Here is a 14,049-nt window from a genome sequence, read left to right on the forward strand (position 1 = left end):
CAACAGAAAGATGATACGATAGTAGCTATATCTGACGATAGACGAGAGGAGGAAGAGAGTTGAATCAAATTCCATTAGAGGAAGTACGTTCGGGTTCCTATCTAATATTAGATACCCTAAAAAGGTTAGGTGTCGATATCATTTTTGGTTATCCAGGCGGGGCGGTCTTGCCTCTCTACGATGAGATTTATCGTTTTAAAGGTATTCAGCACGTGTTGGCCCGCCACGAACAAGGAGCTACCCACGAAGCAGAAGGCTATGCCAAGTCAACTGGGAAAATCGGCGTTGCGCTAGTGACCAGTGGTCCCGGTGCGACCAATGCCATTACAGGGATTGCGGATGCTATGGGCGACAGCGTACCGATGCTGGTCTTTACAGGTCAGGTCGCAACGCGTGGAATCGGAAAAGATGCCTTTCAAGAGGCAGATATTATTGGGGTTACCATGCCGATTACCAAGTACAATTACCAGATACGGGATGCAGCAGATATTCCCCGTGTCATTACAGAGGCAGTTCATATTGCCACAACAGGTCGTCCAGGACCGGTTGTCATCGATATTCCGAAGGACATTCAGGAAGCAATGGTGGAGTTTTACTATGATGACACGGTGCATTTGCCGAGTTATCAGCCAACCGTTACTCCGAATGGATTGCAGGTGAAAAAGATTTTGCAGCACCTTTCGCTTTCTAAAAAGCCTGTCATTCTAGCAGGGGGCGGGGTCAATTATGCAGATGCTAATAAAGAATTAGTAGCCTTTGCAGAACGCTATCGGATTCCGGTTGTTTCGACTCTTCTCGGTTTAGGAACCATGCCCATTCAACACGACTTATCACTCGGAATGGGTGGTATGCACGGGTCTTATGCTTCCAACATGGCCTTGACAGATGCGGATTATATTATCAATATCGGCGCTCGATTTGACGACCGCTTGACAGGAAATCCAAGCACCTTTGCTCTTCATGCAACGGTTGCGCATATTGATATAGATCCAGCTGAGATTGGCAAGGTCGTAAAAACTCAAATTCCAGTTGTGGGCGATGCCAAGGCAACTCTTGAAGCCTTACTGGCTTTAGAAAGGGTTGAAACCGACCATGAAGAATGGACCAGTCATGTTCTGGATAACAAGCGCCGTGCACCCTTTGGTTACGATGAAGATGACAACTATATCAAGCCTCAGAAGGTCATTGAACTGATTGGTGAGATGACAAATGGCGATGCCATTGTGGTCACCGATGTGGGCCAACACCAGATGTGGGCAGCCCAGTTCTATCCTTACAAACACGCTAGACAGCTGATTACGTCTGGCGGCATGGGAACCATGGGATTTGGGATTCCAGCGGCCATCGGTGCCAAATTAGCCAATCCTCATCGGGAGGTTGTCCTCTTTGTAGGGGACGGTGGTTTTCAAATGACCAATCAGGAACTGGCTATTTTAAATGGCTACGGTGTCCCAATCAAGGTGGTGCTCTTAAACAATCACTCCCTTGGCATGGTGCGGCAGTGGCAGGAGTCTTTCTATGATGAGCGCCGCAGCCAGTCTGTCTTTGATGCAGAGCCGAATTTTAAGCTCCTAGCAGAGGCTTATGGGATTGGCTATGCAGGTTGCACCAATCCAGCTAGGCTGGCAGAGGAGTTGGAAGTGATAAAAGAAAACAGACCACTCTTGATTGAAGTTCATATTTCCAATAAAGAGCATGTGCAGCCCATGGTTCCAGCAGGTAAGAGCAATGCAGAGATGTTGGGGGTGAAGTTCCATGCGTAGAATGTTAACAGCCAAATTGAGAAATTCCTCCGGGGTCTTGAACCGCTTTACAGGGGTCTTATCCCGCAGACAGATTAACATTGAATCTATCTCGGTAGGTCCAACTGAAATTGCTGAAATCTCAAGAGTCACCGTCATCATCGATGTTAAGACGATGGACGAGGTGGAGCAGATTATCAAGCAGCTCAACCGGTTGATTGACGTTGTTCGTGTGCGAGATATTACAGATATTCCCCACTTGGAGCGCGAGGTACTTCTGGTTAAAATCGTAGCACCACCCGCTAAGCGGGCCGAGATTTTAGCGATTATTCAGCCCTTCCGATCCAGCGTCGTCGATGTCGCCCCTCACTCGATTACCATTCAGATGACGGGCGATGGGGATAAGATTGACGCCCTATTACGGGTTATTCAACCCTACGGTATCAAAAATATTGCTCGTACAGGAGCGACAGGATTTAGCAGAGACTAATCCTCCTCAGGTATCAAAATGCTGCTTGGCTAACTAGCTTCATTTTGATTTTCATTAAGTAATAAGAAAAAAATAGAAAAGAGAGAAAAGATGACAGTAAAAATACAATATGAAAAAGATGTAACAGTAGCAGCACTCGACGGTAAAAAAATCGCTGTGATTGGTTATGGTTCACAAGGACATGCCCATGCACAAAACCTACGTGATACAGGTCACGATGTCATCATCGGTGTGCGTGCTGGTAAGTCATTTGACAAGGCAAAAGAGGACGGATTTGAGACATTTGAGGTGGCGGAAGCTGCTAAGCAAGCAGATGTCATCATGATTCTAGCGCCTGATGAAATCCAAGCAGACCTCTATGCAACAGAAGTCGCTCCAAACTTGGAAGCGGGGAATGCCCTTGGTTTTGCTCACGGTTTCAATATTCATTTTGGTTTTATCAAGGTTCCTGCGGATGTGGATGTATTCATGTGTGCGCCAAAAGGTCCGGGGCACTTGGTTCGCCGTACCTTTGAAGACGGCTTTGGAGTACCAGCCCTTTATGCAGTATATCAAGATGCGACTGGTAATGCCAAGCACATCGCAATGGATTGGGCGAAAGGGGTTGGCTCAGCGCGTGTCGGTCTCCTTGAGACAACCTTTAAAGAAGAAACAGAAGAAGATTTGTTCGGCGAACAAGCCGTTCTCTGCGGTGGTTTGACAGCCCTTATGGAAGCAGGCTTTGAAGTCTTGACAGAGGCAGGCTATGCACCAGAACTTGCTTATTTTGAAGTGCTTCATGAAATGAAATTGATTGTAGACTTGATTTACGAAGGTGGCTTTAAGAAAATGCGTCAGTCTATCTCTAACACTGCTGAGTTCGGAGATTACGTATCAGGTCTTCGTGTGATTACTGATCAAGTCAAGGAAAATATGAAAGCTGTTTTGGCAGACATTCAATCTGGTAAATTTGCCAATGACTTTGTGGAAGACTACAGAGCAGGTCGTCCACGCATGGAAGAATACCGTAAGGCAGCTGCCAACCTCGAAATTGAAAAGGTGGGAGCAGAGCTTCGCAAAGCCATGCCATTTGTTGGTAAAAACGATGACGATGCTTTTAAAATCTATAACTAAGAATGTTCAGATAGTAGGCGAAAACAAGCTATCTAGCAAGTGATATAAAGGAAGTGAGGAAAGTTGGTTGTACAAGCTAGATTTTTCTCACTTTATTTTCATGTAAGCAGAAGGAGAAGTTATGTTAACAGCTAAGGACGTTGTCCGTGCTCATAAGGTGTTGAAGGACGTGGTGGTGTATACACCACTGGATTATGACCGCTATCTGTCGGAAAAGTATGGGGCAAAAATTTATCTCAAACGGGAAAATGCCCAGCGTGTACGCTCTTTTAAGATTCGTGGGGCCTATTATGCGATTTCCCAGTTGAGTGAAGAAGAAAGAAAGCGCGGAGTGGTCTGTGCCAGTGCAGGAAATCATGCCCAAGGTGTCGCCTTTACCTGTAATGAATTGAAAATACCTGCAACAATTTTTATGCCGATTACGACACCGCAACAAAAAATTGGACAGGTTCGTTTCTTTGGCGGCGATATGGTCGACATCAAGTTGGTGGGAGATACCTTTGATGCGTCTGCCAAAGCCGCTCAAGATTTTACTGAGCGTGAAAATCGCACCTTTATTGCTCCTTTTGATGATGTCCATGTTCAGGCGGGTCAAGGGACGGTTGCCTATGAGATCATGGAAGAAGCAGAGCGGGAGTCGATTGATTTTGATACGGTCTTGGTGCCAGTCGGTGGTGGCGGTTTAATTGCAGGGGTTGCGACCTATATCAAGGAGAAAAATCCTGCGATTGAAGTCATCGGTGTAGAGGCTGAGGGCGCTCGGAGCATGAAAGCTGCCTTTGAGGCAGGCGGGCCTGTCAAGTTAAAAGAAATTGACAAGTTTGCAGACGGAATTGCCGTGCAAAAAGTAGGGCAACTGGCCTATGAAGTAACACGCAGGCATGTGGAAAATCTTATCGGTGTGGATGAGGGCTTGATTTCTGAAACCTTGATTGACCTTTATTCTAAGCAAGGGATTGTCGCAGAACCAGCAGGAGCAGCTAGCATTGCAGCCCTTGAAGTCTTGAGCGAATATATCAAGGGTAAGACCGTTTGCTGTATCATCTCAGGGGGCAATAACGACATCAACCGCATGCCGGAAATGGAAGAGCGGGCGCTCATTTACGATGGTATCAAGCATTATTTTGTCGTGAACTTCCCGCAACGTCCTGGAGCCCTACGCGAGTTTGTAACCGATATTTTGGGACCAAATGATGATATTACTCGTTTTGAATATATCAAACGAGCCAGTAAAGGGACGGGACCTGTCTTGATTGGGGTGGCTCTCGGGGATAAACATGATTATGCTGGCCTGATTGAGCGCATGGAAAAGTTTGACCCCTCCTTTATCAATCTGCGAGGAAATGAAACCCTCTATAGTCTGCTGGTGTAAGCGTTAAACGATTTTTAAAAATCGAAACTGTTTTCACTTGTGTTTTCTTAAATAAAATAGTACAATATTCTCTAAAAGAAAAGGAGGGATACGTGATGATTAGTATTCTTAGTATCGTGTTTATTCTGGTTGTCTTGTTGGCGGTGGTGATTGTCCTTAGCTCGCTCTATGTAGTGCGTCAGCAATCGGTTGTCATCATTGAACGGTTCGGGAAATACCAGAAGCTGAGCATGAGTGGGATTCATCTCCGACTTCCATTTGGCATTGACCATATTGCAGCGCGGATTCAGTTGCGCCTGCTCCAAAGTGAGATTGTGGTGGAAACAAAGACCCAAGATAATGTATTTGTAACTATGAATGTTGCAACTCAGTACCGGGTAAATGAAAACAACGTGACAGATGCCTACTACAAACTTATGCGTCCAGAAGCGCAGATTAAGTCTTATATCGAAGACGCTCTTCGTTCATCTGTTCCAAAATTAACGCTGGATGAATTGTTTGAGAAAAAAGACGAAATCGCTCTTGAAGTTCAAAAACAAGTGGCAGAAGAAATGTCTACCTATGGTTACATCATCGTGAAAACCTTGATTACCAAGGTGGAACCTGATGCAGAAGTCAAGCAGTCGATGAACGAAATCAATGCGGCACAACGAAAACGTGCTGCTGCTCAAGAATTGGCAGAAGCAGACAAGATTAAGATTGTCACAGCTGCCGAAGCCGAAGCAGAAAAAGACCGCCTGCATGGTGTAGGGATTGCCCAACAGCGAAAAGCGATCGTGGATGGGTTGGCAGATTCGATTAAAGAATTGAAAGAATCCAATATCGGCTTGACCGAAGAACAAATTATGTCCATTCTGTTGACCAACCAATATTTGGATACGCTAAATAATTTTTCACATACCGGAAATAGCACAATCTTCTTGCCAGCAAGTCCTGAAGGCATGGAAGATATTCGTGCACAAATATTATCTGCTCTAAAAGCAAAATAATGCATATTTATTACGCATTTTACTTGACAAGAGAGAGAGGATATAATAAACTAATGAGTGATTAAAAAGAAAGGGGTTTCTCATGACTAGTTATGAAAAAGTGGCCGCAGTTGTCGGTTGGGTACGCGATAAGAAAATTACTGGATACCGTATCAGTAAAGAGACAAACGCACGTGAAATGTCAGTGATTGCTCTTGCACAAGGTCGTGCAAAAATTGACAACATTTCATTTGCTACTGCTTTGGGACTTATCGATTTTTATGACAAAAATCATAAAAAATTTGAGAACTAATTGAAGCGTGAAAAAGAGGAGATGATGTCCCCTCTTTTACTCTTGAAAAACACCAGCTAACAGACGTTAGCTGGTGTTTTTCGCCATTCATAGCTCCAAATGTATACGATATTTGGAGGTGAGAAATAGGGGCTGGAAATTCTTCTCATGTTACGCCTGCTTTACAGATACAGAAGAAATAATCCAGTGGATTGTTTCTTCAACGAGAGTACAGTCGCTTTTTTAATGCGTCCTCATATCTTGTGTAACTGAATTCGGGCTAAAAGCTCGGAAAAAAGATAGGCAGCTGTTCTGTCTTTAGCCAGTTACAGCTGAGAATCCCTTTAGGGATAGCCCTCCTTGTGTTCATCGAACACTACGTCAGGCTCCTATTTTTGCCGTAGCCGTTGCGAATTTTGTTCGCTTACGGATATGGATACCCTTGTGGTACAGTCGCTTTTTAACGCCCTCATATCTTAAGAAACTGAGTTCGAGCTAAGCACTGTGTGAAAAAGATAAATCTTCCTAGAGTTTAATAACTCTTCGTCAGATTTCCTATTTTCACTTTGTGCTTTTCACGCTCTCACATCTTAAGAAAGCGTTGGAGGAATTCTTTTGTACGTTCTTCTTGTGGCTGTTCAAAGATTTGTTGTGGGCTACCTTCTTCAGCGATCAGTCCCTTGTCCATAAAGATGACGCGGTCTGAAACGTCGCGGGCAAACTCCATTTCATGGGTCACGATAATCATGGTGAGACCTGACTTGGCTAGGTCTTGCATGGTTTTGAGTACCTCGCCTACCATCTCAGGGTCAAGGGCAGAAGTGGGCTCGTCAAAGAGAATCACTTCTGGATCGACAGAGAGAGCGCGGGCAATCGCTACCCGCTGTTTTTGCCCGCCTGAGAGCTGGCTTGATTTAGCAGGCCAGTATTGCTCTGTCATGCCGACCTTATTGAGATTTTCTTTGGCGATCTGCTCGGCTTCCGTGCGGCTCCGTTTCAAGACCGTGGTTTGAGCAACAATGGCATTTTCTAAGACATTCAGGTTATTGAAAAGGTTGAACGATTGGAAGACCATGCCCAATTTTTCACGGTAGGTTGTCAAATCATAGCCTTTTGCTAAGACATTTTCACCATGATAGAGGATTTCTCCCTCGCTCGGTGTTTCGAGGAGGTTGATGGAGCGTAGGAAGGTTGATTTTCCGGAACCAGAAGAGCCGATGATGGAGATGACCTCGCCTTTTTTAACGGTCAAGGAGATGTCTTTGAGGACCAGGTTTTGGCCAAAGGCTTTTTTCAAATGGTTGATTTCTAAAATCGTATTAGTCATGAAGCACCTCCGTTTGCATTTGGTTGGCACCAGTCGTGTAGGTGTCCGTATCAAAGCGTTTTTCAATCATGCGCAGGATACGAGTGACCGTAAAGGTCAAGATAAAGTAGATGATAGCAATAACCGTAAAGGTTTGGAAATATTGGTAGGTCTGAGTCGCTACGGTATTTCCTGAGAAGTAAAGCTCTACTACTGAAATCACATTCAATACGGATGTATCCTTAATGTTGATGACAAATTCATTACCAGTAGCAGGCAAGATGTTGCGGACAACTTGCGGTAAGATAATTTTTCGCATAGTTTGGTTGTGGGTAAATCCAAGAGCAGTAGCCGCTTCAAATTGCCCCTTATCGACAGCGAAAATTCCTCCGCGGACGATTTCGCTCATGTAGGCTCCCGTATTGATCGATACGATGAAAATCGCAGCCAAGGTTCGATCCAAATTCAAGCCAAAGGCTTGAGCTGTTCCGTAGTAGATAACCATGGATTGGACAATCATCGGCGTACCACGGAAGATTTCAATATAGATATTGATGAGAATGGCAAGTGCTTTTTGAAGGAAAGCAAGTCCCTTGTTGTTAGCCTTTGGAGCAGTACGGAAAACACCGATTAAGAGACCGATGGCAGTACCGATGATGGTTCCAAGGATAGAAATGAGCAGGGTCATACCAGTTCCACGTAAGAGTTGTTGCCAGTTATTGACTAGGATATTCCAGACTTGGATAGGAAAGAATGATTTGACTTCTTCGCTAGCCGCTTCAATGGGTTGATGTTCAATCATCTCATCCATGAGCGCGAGCTGGTCTTTTTCTGTAAAGGTTTCAAGCACCTGATTGACCTGGGCGATGCGCGCATCGTCCTTGCGCATGCCGACAGCAATTGTGACATCTTCTGCATTGGTTTCAAAAGCCTTGGTCAATTCCACCATGTGAAAGGCAGGGTTGGCTTCCTGAGCTGTGCGAGCCTCGGGGCGTTCTGACACATAGGCATCGATGATACCAGCTTCAAGGGCTTGGCGAATCTGGGAGAAATCTCCCATAGCTGTCTGTTTCTCAACGCCCTGCATTTGGTCGATCAAATCGTAGAGATAGACCCCTTGCTGAGCAGTGATTTTTGCTCCTGTAAATTCTTGAATCGAGCGAGCATCAGCCCACTTGCTATCAGAACGCACAACAAGCGTTGGAATAGAGGTGTAGTAGCTAGATGAAAAGGCAATTTCTTTCTTGCGCTCCTCTGTCGGGCTCATGCCAGCAATAATCATGTCGATTTTGCCAGAAGTTAGTGCAGGGACCAGTCCTTCCCATTTGGTCTTTACCACAAGGACTTTTTTGTCCATTTGTTCCGCAATCTTCTTTGCGACTTGAACATCGTACCCATTCGCAAATTGGTTGGTTCCTTCAATCGGCACAGCCCCGTTTTCACCTGTTTCCTGTGTCCAGTTGAACGGCGCATAAGCAGCTTCCATTCCGACACGAAGATATTCATCTGCTTGAACACCCGTGCTGATAGAGAACACAGCCATGAGCACTGCAAGCAGTATCAATAATCGTTTTTTCATAATCTCTCCTTTTCAAAAAGTAGTTATATTGTATAAAAAATTCAGACAGATTGCAAACTAATTGAAAAAAACTCCATTTTCATTCGGGTTTGTGGTATAATGAAGGGAAATGAAGAAGGAGTAAGCTATGTTTGTTGAGATTCTAAAAGCGATTTTCTTTGGCCTTGTAGAGGGAGTCACCGAATGGTTGCCGATATCGAGTACAGGCCACCTGATTTTGGTGCAGGAATTTGTGTCCTTTAAAAATGTCAGTGCTGATTTTACGTCCATGTTCAATGTTGTGATTCAGTTAGGCGCAATCTTAGCTGTCATGGTCATCTACTTCGACAGGCTCAACCCTTTTCAGCCGGGGAAATCAAGTCGCGAGATTCGCTTGACCTGGCAATTGTGGGCAAAAGTGGTGATTGCAGCTTTACCAGCAGCTATTTTGGGGCTTTTATTTGACGATTGGCTGGATGACCATTTGTATCACTTCATTGTTGTGGCCTTAATGTTGATTCTCTATGGTGTCGCTTTTATCTATGTTGAAAAATGGCAGAAGGCTCGTGAGCCACAAGTTGTCTCTTTGAGTAAGATGTCTTATCAAACGGCCCTCTACATTGGTCTCTTTCAAGTCCTTGCCCTCATTCCTGGAACTAGCCGTTCAGGTGCCACGATTCTGGGAGGGATTCTTCTTGGGACTAGCCGTGAGGTGGCGACCGAGTTTACTTTCTTTTTAGGGATTCCGATTATGTTTGGGGCAAGTCTGTTGAAAGTCCTAAAACTTCTTGTGAAAGGCTTGAGTGTAACGGCAGGTCAGTGGTTGTTGCTCCTTGTTGCCATGCTGACAGCCTTTGGCGTTTCTTTAGTTGTGATTCGTTTCTTGACCGATTACGTGAAAAAGCACGATTTCACCTTCTTTGGAAAATACCGTATTGCGCTAGGAACACTCTTGGTTCTCTACTATTTAGGAACTCTTATCTTTTAAGAATGGAACGCGGCCGAAGCTGCGTTTTTGTATTGTAGCAAAAACCCTCTACCTTTGGAGTGAAGAAATCTCTTTTCTTTTGTAAAAGAGGCTATTTTTTTGTATAATGAATGAAATGCAGGTTCTCAAATCATCGTTTGAGAGGGATGGAAGAGTATGAGGTAATGAGATGAAGATGAAACAAATTAGTGATTCGACCTTGAAAATCACGATTAAAATGGAAGATTTGGAAGAGCGCGGTATGGAAATCGCGGATTTTTTGGTGCCGCAGGAAAAGACAGAGGAATTTTTCTACACAGTGTTGGATGAATTAGATCTGCCAGTAACTTTTCGTGAAAGTGGCATGCTCAGTTTTCGGGTGACGCCAAAGCCAGACAAGGTGGATATTTTTGTCACCAAGTCAGATATTGATCAAAACTTAAACTTCGATGATTTTGCGGATATGGCAGATTTGGATGACATTTCGCACATGACACCGGATGAATTTTTGAAGACACTAGAGAAGACGATTCGGGAAAAGAGTGCAGGAGATGATAGGGCTGTCCAACATCTGGAGCAAGTAGAGGCCGAAGAGACAGAAGCAGAAGAAGTAGCTGTAGAAGACCGCCAGTATATTTACTATATTCTGGACTTTGCGAGTTTGCAAGAAGCAGTTCGATTTGTGTCCCTTCTTGATTTCACCATTGAAGAGTCTGAATTATATAAGATGAACGGTCGTTACTACATGACGGTTCTCATCAATATCGAAAATCGTTCGACGCGTTATCCAGACTACGTCTTGTCACGTATGTTAGAGCATGCAGATGACACGTCCATTTCGCGTGCGGTACTTCAAGAGCACGGAGTTCTGTTGCTTCCTGTGGGTGCGATTGAAGAGCTTGGGAAGGTGAGCTTAGTATGATTCCCTTTGCTTTGCAGTACATCATTGTCATTGTACTTACAATGATGGTTTCCGTTATTGCAACCCCCTTGGTCCGTTTTTTAGCGCTCCGGATTGGAGCGGTCGACAACCCCAATGCACGACGGATCAATAAGGTTCCCATGCCTACGGCGGGTGGGTTAGCGATTTTTGTTGCTTTCTTTTTAGCGACTATGTGTTTTTTGCCCTTCGTGGTCATCCACATATCGCCTCGAGGAACTTATTTTGAGTATATTTTGCCCTTAGTCTTTGCTAGCGGTATCATTATTCTTACAGGATTGATTGATGATATCAAGGAACTACGTCCTTTGCCAAAGATGGTGGGGATGCTTGTTGCGGCGGCCATTATTTGGTTTTTTACCGAGTTTCGTTTTGATAATTTCAAGATTCCTTTTGGCGGGCCAATGCTCCATTTTCCAGCTTGGTTATCCTTCTTTTTAACCATTCTTTGGATTGTGGCCATCACCAATGCGGTCAATCTGATTGACGGTCTGGATGGTCTGGTGTCGGGGGTGTCCATTATTTCTTTGACCACTATGGGAATTGTCTCCTACTTTTTCCTCCACGATAGCAATATCTACTTGACCTTAACGGTCTTTGTATTGGTGGCTGCGATTGTTGGATTTCTTCCCTATAACTACCATCCAGCCATTATCTACTTGGGCGATACAGGGGCCCTATTTATCGGCTTTATGATTGGGGTACTATCCCTTCAAGGGCTGAAAAATTCCACCGCAGTTGCCGTGGTGACGCCGATGATTATCCTAGGAGTACCGATTACTGATACCTTGGTTGCGATTATTCGTAGGACCTTATCAGGTCAGAAAATCTATGAAGCAGATCGCATGCACTTGCATCACCGTCTCTTGTCGCTTGGCTTGACACATCGTGGAACGGTACTTGTTATCTATGCGATCTCGTTTATCTTTTCTCTCACTTCGCTACTCTTAAATGTATCGAGCCGCTGGGGAGGTGTCCTCTTGATAGTCGCAATGCTATTTGGAGTAGAAATCCTCAGTGAGCTAATTGGGATTTTTGGAGAAAATAGAACGCCTATTCTCAATGTCTTGCGCTTTATTGGCAATAGTGATGCCAGACAGGAATACCTAGCCAAAAAGAGAGCCAAGAAAGAAGCAAAGCGGAAAAATAGAAGATAAGAATGATTCTCTAAACAAAGAAGGAGCCTATTTGGCTCTTTTTTGGTATAATATATCAGATAAAATGAATGGAGGTAGGTATGTCAGTACTAGAAATCAAAGATCTTCACGTAGAGATCGAAGGCAAAAAAATCTTAAAAGGAGTGAACTTGACCCTGAAAACAGGGGAAGTTGCAGCCATTATGGGGCCAAACGGAACAGGGAAGTCCACCCTTTCAGCAGCTATCATGGGAAATCCAAACTATGCAGTCACCCAAGGGGAAGTTTTATTTGATGGTGTCAATGTCTTGGAACTCGAAGTCGATGAGCGTGCTCGTATGGGGCTCTTTCTTGCTATGCAATACCCAAGTGAAATCCCAGGTATTACTAATGCCGAATTTTTACGCGCAGCTATGAATGCTGGAAAAGAAGACGATGATAAGATTTCTGTTCGTGATTTCATTACCAAACTCGATGAAAAAATGGAATTGCTGAACATGAAAGAGGAAATGGCAGAGCGCTACCTCAATGAAGGCTTTTCAGGTGGTGAGAAAAAACGAAACGAAATCTTGCAACTCTTGATGTTGGAGCCCACCTTTGCCCTCCTTGATGAGATTGACTCCGGTCTTGATATCGATGCTCTGAAAGTCGTATCAAAAGGGGTTAATGCTATGCGTGGGGAAGGCTTTGGGGCCATGATTATCACCCATTACCAACGTCTCTTGAACTACATTACACCAGATGTGGTCCACATCATGATGGAAGGCCGGGTGGTATTATCAGGTGGTCCAGAGCTTGCGATTCGTCTTGAAAAAGAAGGATATGCGAAAATTGCAGAAGAATTAGGCTTGACTTACGAAGAGGAAGTTTAAGGCGAAACGTGTTCAGAAAGGGGAAAACGATGACAAAAGAAGCCATTAAACTTTTTTCACAGGCGCATGCAGAGCCAGCTTGGTTGAGTGACCTTCGTCAAGTAGCTTTTGAAAAGATAGAAACACTAGGCTTACCAACGATTGAGCGGGTGAAATTCCATCGCTGGAATCTGGGAGACGGCACGATTGCCGAAAATGACCTTTCAGCCAATGTCCCTGACTTCACAGCCTTGGGAGACAATCCCAAGTTGGTTCAAGTCGGCACACAGACTGTCTTTGAGCAATTATCGCCAGAGTTGGCAGAAGCCGGTGTAGTCTTTACAGATTTCTACACAGCTTTGGAAGAAATTCCAGAGGTGGTAGAGCGGTACCTTACCAAGGCAGTTGCAGCGGATACGGACAAGTTGGCAGCCTACCACACAGCTTATTTCAACAGCGGTGCTGTCTTGTATGTTCCTGACAATGTGGAAATCAATGTTCCTGTTGAGGGGATTTTCTACCAAGATAGTGAAAGTAACGTTCCGTTTAATAAACATGTTCTTATCGTTACAGGAAAGAATGCCAAGTTAAACTACCTTGAGCGTTTTGAAAGTATCGGAGCAGGTAGCGAAAAAGCAAGTGCCAATATCACCGTAGAAGTGATTGCAGGGGCAGGTAGTCAGATTAAATTTGCAGCGATTGACCGCTTGGGGCAGCAGGTGACAACCTATATGAGCCGCCGTGGTTCCTTAGGTGCAAATGCCGGCATTGACTGGGCTATCGGTGTCATGAACGAGGGAAATGTCGTCGCTGATTTTGACAGCGACTTGTATGGGGATGGTAGTTACGCTGATATGAAGGTAGTCGCCCTATCAAGTGGCAAGCAGATTCAAGGAATTGATACCCGCGTGACCAACTATGGTCGTCATTCGATTGGCAATATCCTCCAACATGGGGTTATTTTGGAAAAAGGAACCCTGACCTTTAACGGGATTGGACATATCATCAAGGGAGCAAAGGGAGCAGATGCCCAGCAAGAAAGCCGTGTCTTGATGTTGTCAGATCAGGCACGAAGTGATGCCAATCCAATCCTTTTGATTGATGAAAATGATGTGACAGCAGGACACGCTGCCTCTATCGGTCAGGTGGATCCTGAAGACATGTACTATCTCATGAGTCGCGGCTTGGACAAGGCGACAGCAGAACGCTTGGTCGTACGTGGCTTTTTGGGAGCAGTGCTTACAGAAATTCCTGTTAAGGAAGCCCGTGATGAGATGATTGACGGGATTGAAGAAAAGTTAAATAAGAGGTAAG

At 44.7% G+C, this 14,049-nt stretch carries 13 protein-coding genes; 11 read left to right on the forward strand and 2 right to left on the reverse strand.

Annotated elements, in window-relative coordinates; all coding sequences use genetic code 11:
* Positions 1-59: 59 nt before the first annotated feature.
* From E4T82_RS09955 to E4T82_RS09980, 6 genes are all read left to right on the forward strand, one after another.
* Positions 60-1,763, forward strand: a complete 1,704-nt coding sequence (locus E4T82_RS09955) for an acetolactate synthase large subunit (RefSeq protein ID WP_135182673.1) — start codon at positions 60-62, stop codon at positions 1,761-1,763.
* The gene (gene ilvN / locus E4T82_RS09960) at positions 1,756-2,232 is read left to right on the forward strand and encodes an acetolactate synthase small subunit (RefSeq protein WP_135182674.1); all 477 of its coding nucleotides are present in this window, start codon (positions 1,756-1,758) and stop codon (positions 2,230-2,232) included. The genes E4T82_RS09955 and ilvN overlap by 8 nt, the downstream gene beginning before the upstream one ends.
* 90 nt (positions 2,233-2,322) lie before the next feature.
* Complete coding sequence (ilvC, locus tag E4T82_RS09965) at positions 2,323-3,345, forward strand: ketol-acid reductoisomerase (RefSeq protein WP_135182675.1); 1,023 nt, start codon at positions 2,323-2,325, stop codon at positions 3,343-3,345.
* Between the two features lie 121 nt (positions 3,346-3,466).
* Positions 3,467-4,717 (forward strand): threonine ammonia-lyase IlvA, encoded by a 1,251-nt coding sequence (gene ilvA / locus E4T82_RS09970; RefSeq protein WP_135182676.1) that lies wholly within the window; start codon positions 3,467-3,469, stop codon positions 4,715-4,717.
* Between the two features lie 95 nt (positions 4,718-4,812).
* On the forward strand, positions 4,813-5,706 hold the full coding sequence (locus tag E4T82_RS09975) for an SPFH domain-containing protein (protein ID WP_135182677.1): 894 nt from the start codon (positions 4,813-4,815) through the stop codon (positions 5,704-5,706).
* Positions 5,707-5,788: 82 nt separating this feature from the next.
* Positions 5,789-5,998: a hypothetical protein gene (locus E4T82_RS09980; RefSeq protein ID WP_075098784.1), complete on the forward strand. Its 210-nt coding sequence runs from the start codon at positions 5,789-5,791 to the stop codon at positions 5,996-5,998.
* A gap of 562 nt (positions 5,999-6,560) precedes the next feature.
* On the opposite strand, the gene E4T82_RS09985 is transcribed toward E4T82_RS09980, so the two are convergent.
* Entirely contained in the window at positions 6,561-7,304 is a 744-nt protein-coding gene (locus E4T82_RS09985) for an amino acid ABC transporter ATP-binding protein (protein WP_135182678.1), read from the reverse strand.
* A complete protein-coding gene (locus E4T82_RS09990; RefSeq protein WP_135182679.1) occupies positions 7,297-8,862 on the reverse strand; it encodes an ABC transporter substrate-binding protein/permease in 1,566 nt (521 codons plus the stop codon). The genes E4T82_RS09985 and E4T82_RS09990 overlap by 8 nt, the downstream gene beginning before the upstream one ends.
* 127 nt (positions 8,863-8,989) lie before the next feature.
* Between E4T82_RS09990 and E4T82_RS09995 the strand changes: the two genes are divergently transcribed.
* The 5 genes from E4T82_RS09995 to sufD all read left to right on the forward strand — a co-directional run bounded on the left by E4T82_RS09995 (position 8,990) and on the right by sufD (position 14,048).
* A complete protein-coding gene (locus E4T82_RS09995; RefSeq protein ID WP_135182680.1) occupies positions 8,990-9,829 on the forward strand; it encodes an undecaprenyl-diphosphate phosphatase in 840 nt (279 codons plus the stop codon).
* A 169-nt stretch (positions 9,830-9,998) separates the two neighbouring features.
* Positions 9,999-10,730 (forward strand): adaptor protein MecA, encoded by a 732-nt coding sequence (gene mecA / locus E4T82_RS10000; RefSeq protein WP_135182681.1) that lies wholly within the window; start codon positions 9,999-10,001, stop codon positions 10,728-10,730.
* Complete coding sequence (locus E4T82_RS10005; protein WP_135182682.1) at positions 10,727-11,905, forward strand: glycosyltransferase family 4 protein; 1,179 nt, start codon at positions 10,727-10,729, stop codon at positions 11,903-11,905. The genes mecA and E4T82_RS10005 overlap by 4 nt, the downstream gene beginning before the upstream one ends.
* An 80-nt stretch (positions 11,906-11,985) precedes the next feature.
* Positions 11,986-12,756, forward strand: coding sequence for a Fe-S cluster assembly ATPase SufC (gene sufC, locus E4T82_RS10010; RefSeq protein WP_135182683.1), 771 nt, complete (start codon positions 11,986-11,988; stop codon positions 12,754-12,756).
* 29 nt (positions 12,757-12,785) lie between these two features.
* Positions 12,786-14,048, forward strand: coding sequence for a Fe-S cluster assembly protein SufD (sufD, locus tag E4T82_RS10015; RefSeq protein WP_135182684.1), 1,263 nt, complete (start codon positions 12,786-12,788; stop codon positions 14,046-14,048).
* Position 14,049: the final 1 nt, after the last annotated feature.

The sequence above is a fragment of the Streptococcus cuniculi genome (genome assembly GCF_004570575.1).
Lineage (GTDB): Bacteria > Bacillota > Bacilli > Lactobacillales > Streptococcaceae > Streptococcus > Streptococcus cuniculi_A.

Bases quoted from the DNA above. Each gene is read 5' to 3' on its own strand.
- ilvN (WP_135182674.1), top strand. From the start codon at position 1,756: ATGCGTAGAATGTTAACAGCCAAATTGAGAAATTCCTCCGGGGTCTTG.
- E4T82_RS09995 (WP_135182680.1), top strand. From the start codon at position 8,990: ATGTTTGTTGAGATTCTAAAAGCGATTTTCTTTGGCCTTGTAGAGGGA.
- sufC (WP_135182683.1), top strand. From the start codon at position 11,986: ATGTCAGTACTAGAAATCAAAGATCTTCACGTAGAGATCGAAGGCAAA.
- E4T82_RS09990 (WP_135182679.1), bottom strand. From the start codon at position 8,862: ATGAAAAAACGATTATTGATACTGCTTGCAGTGCTCATGGCTGTGTTC.
- ilvC (WP_135182675.1), top strand. From the start codon at position 2,323: ATGACAGTAAAAATACAATATGAAAAAGATGTAACAGTAGCAGCACTC.
- ilvA (WP_135182676.1), top strand. From the start codon at position 3,467: ATGTTAACAGCTAAGGACGTTGTCCGTGCTCATAAGGTGTTGAAGGAC.
- E4T82_RS09980 (WP_075098784.1), top strand. From the start codon at position 5,789: ATGACTAGTTATGAAAAAGTGGCCGCAGTTGTCGGTTGGGTACGCGAT.
- sufD (WP_135182684.1), top strand. From the start codon at position 12,786: ATGACAAAAGAAGCCATTAAACTTTTTTCACAGGCGCATGCAGAGCCA.
- mecA (WP_135182681.1), top strand. From the start codon at position 9,999: ATGAAGATGAAACAAATTAGTGATTCGACCTTGAAAATCACGATTAAA.
- E4T82_RS10005 (WP_135182682.1), top strand. From the start codon at position 10,727: ATGATTCCCTTTGCTTTGCAGTACATCATTGTCATTGTACTTACAATG.
- E4T82_RS09985 (WP_135182678.1), bottom strand. From the start codon at position 7,304: ATGACTAATACGATTTTAGAAATCAACCATTTGAAAAAAGCCTTTGGC.
- E4T82_RS09975 (WP_135182677.1), top strand. From the start codon at position 4,813: ATGATTAGTATTCTTAGTATCGTGTTTATTCTGGTTGTCTTGTTGGCG.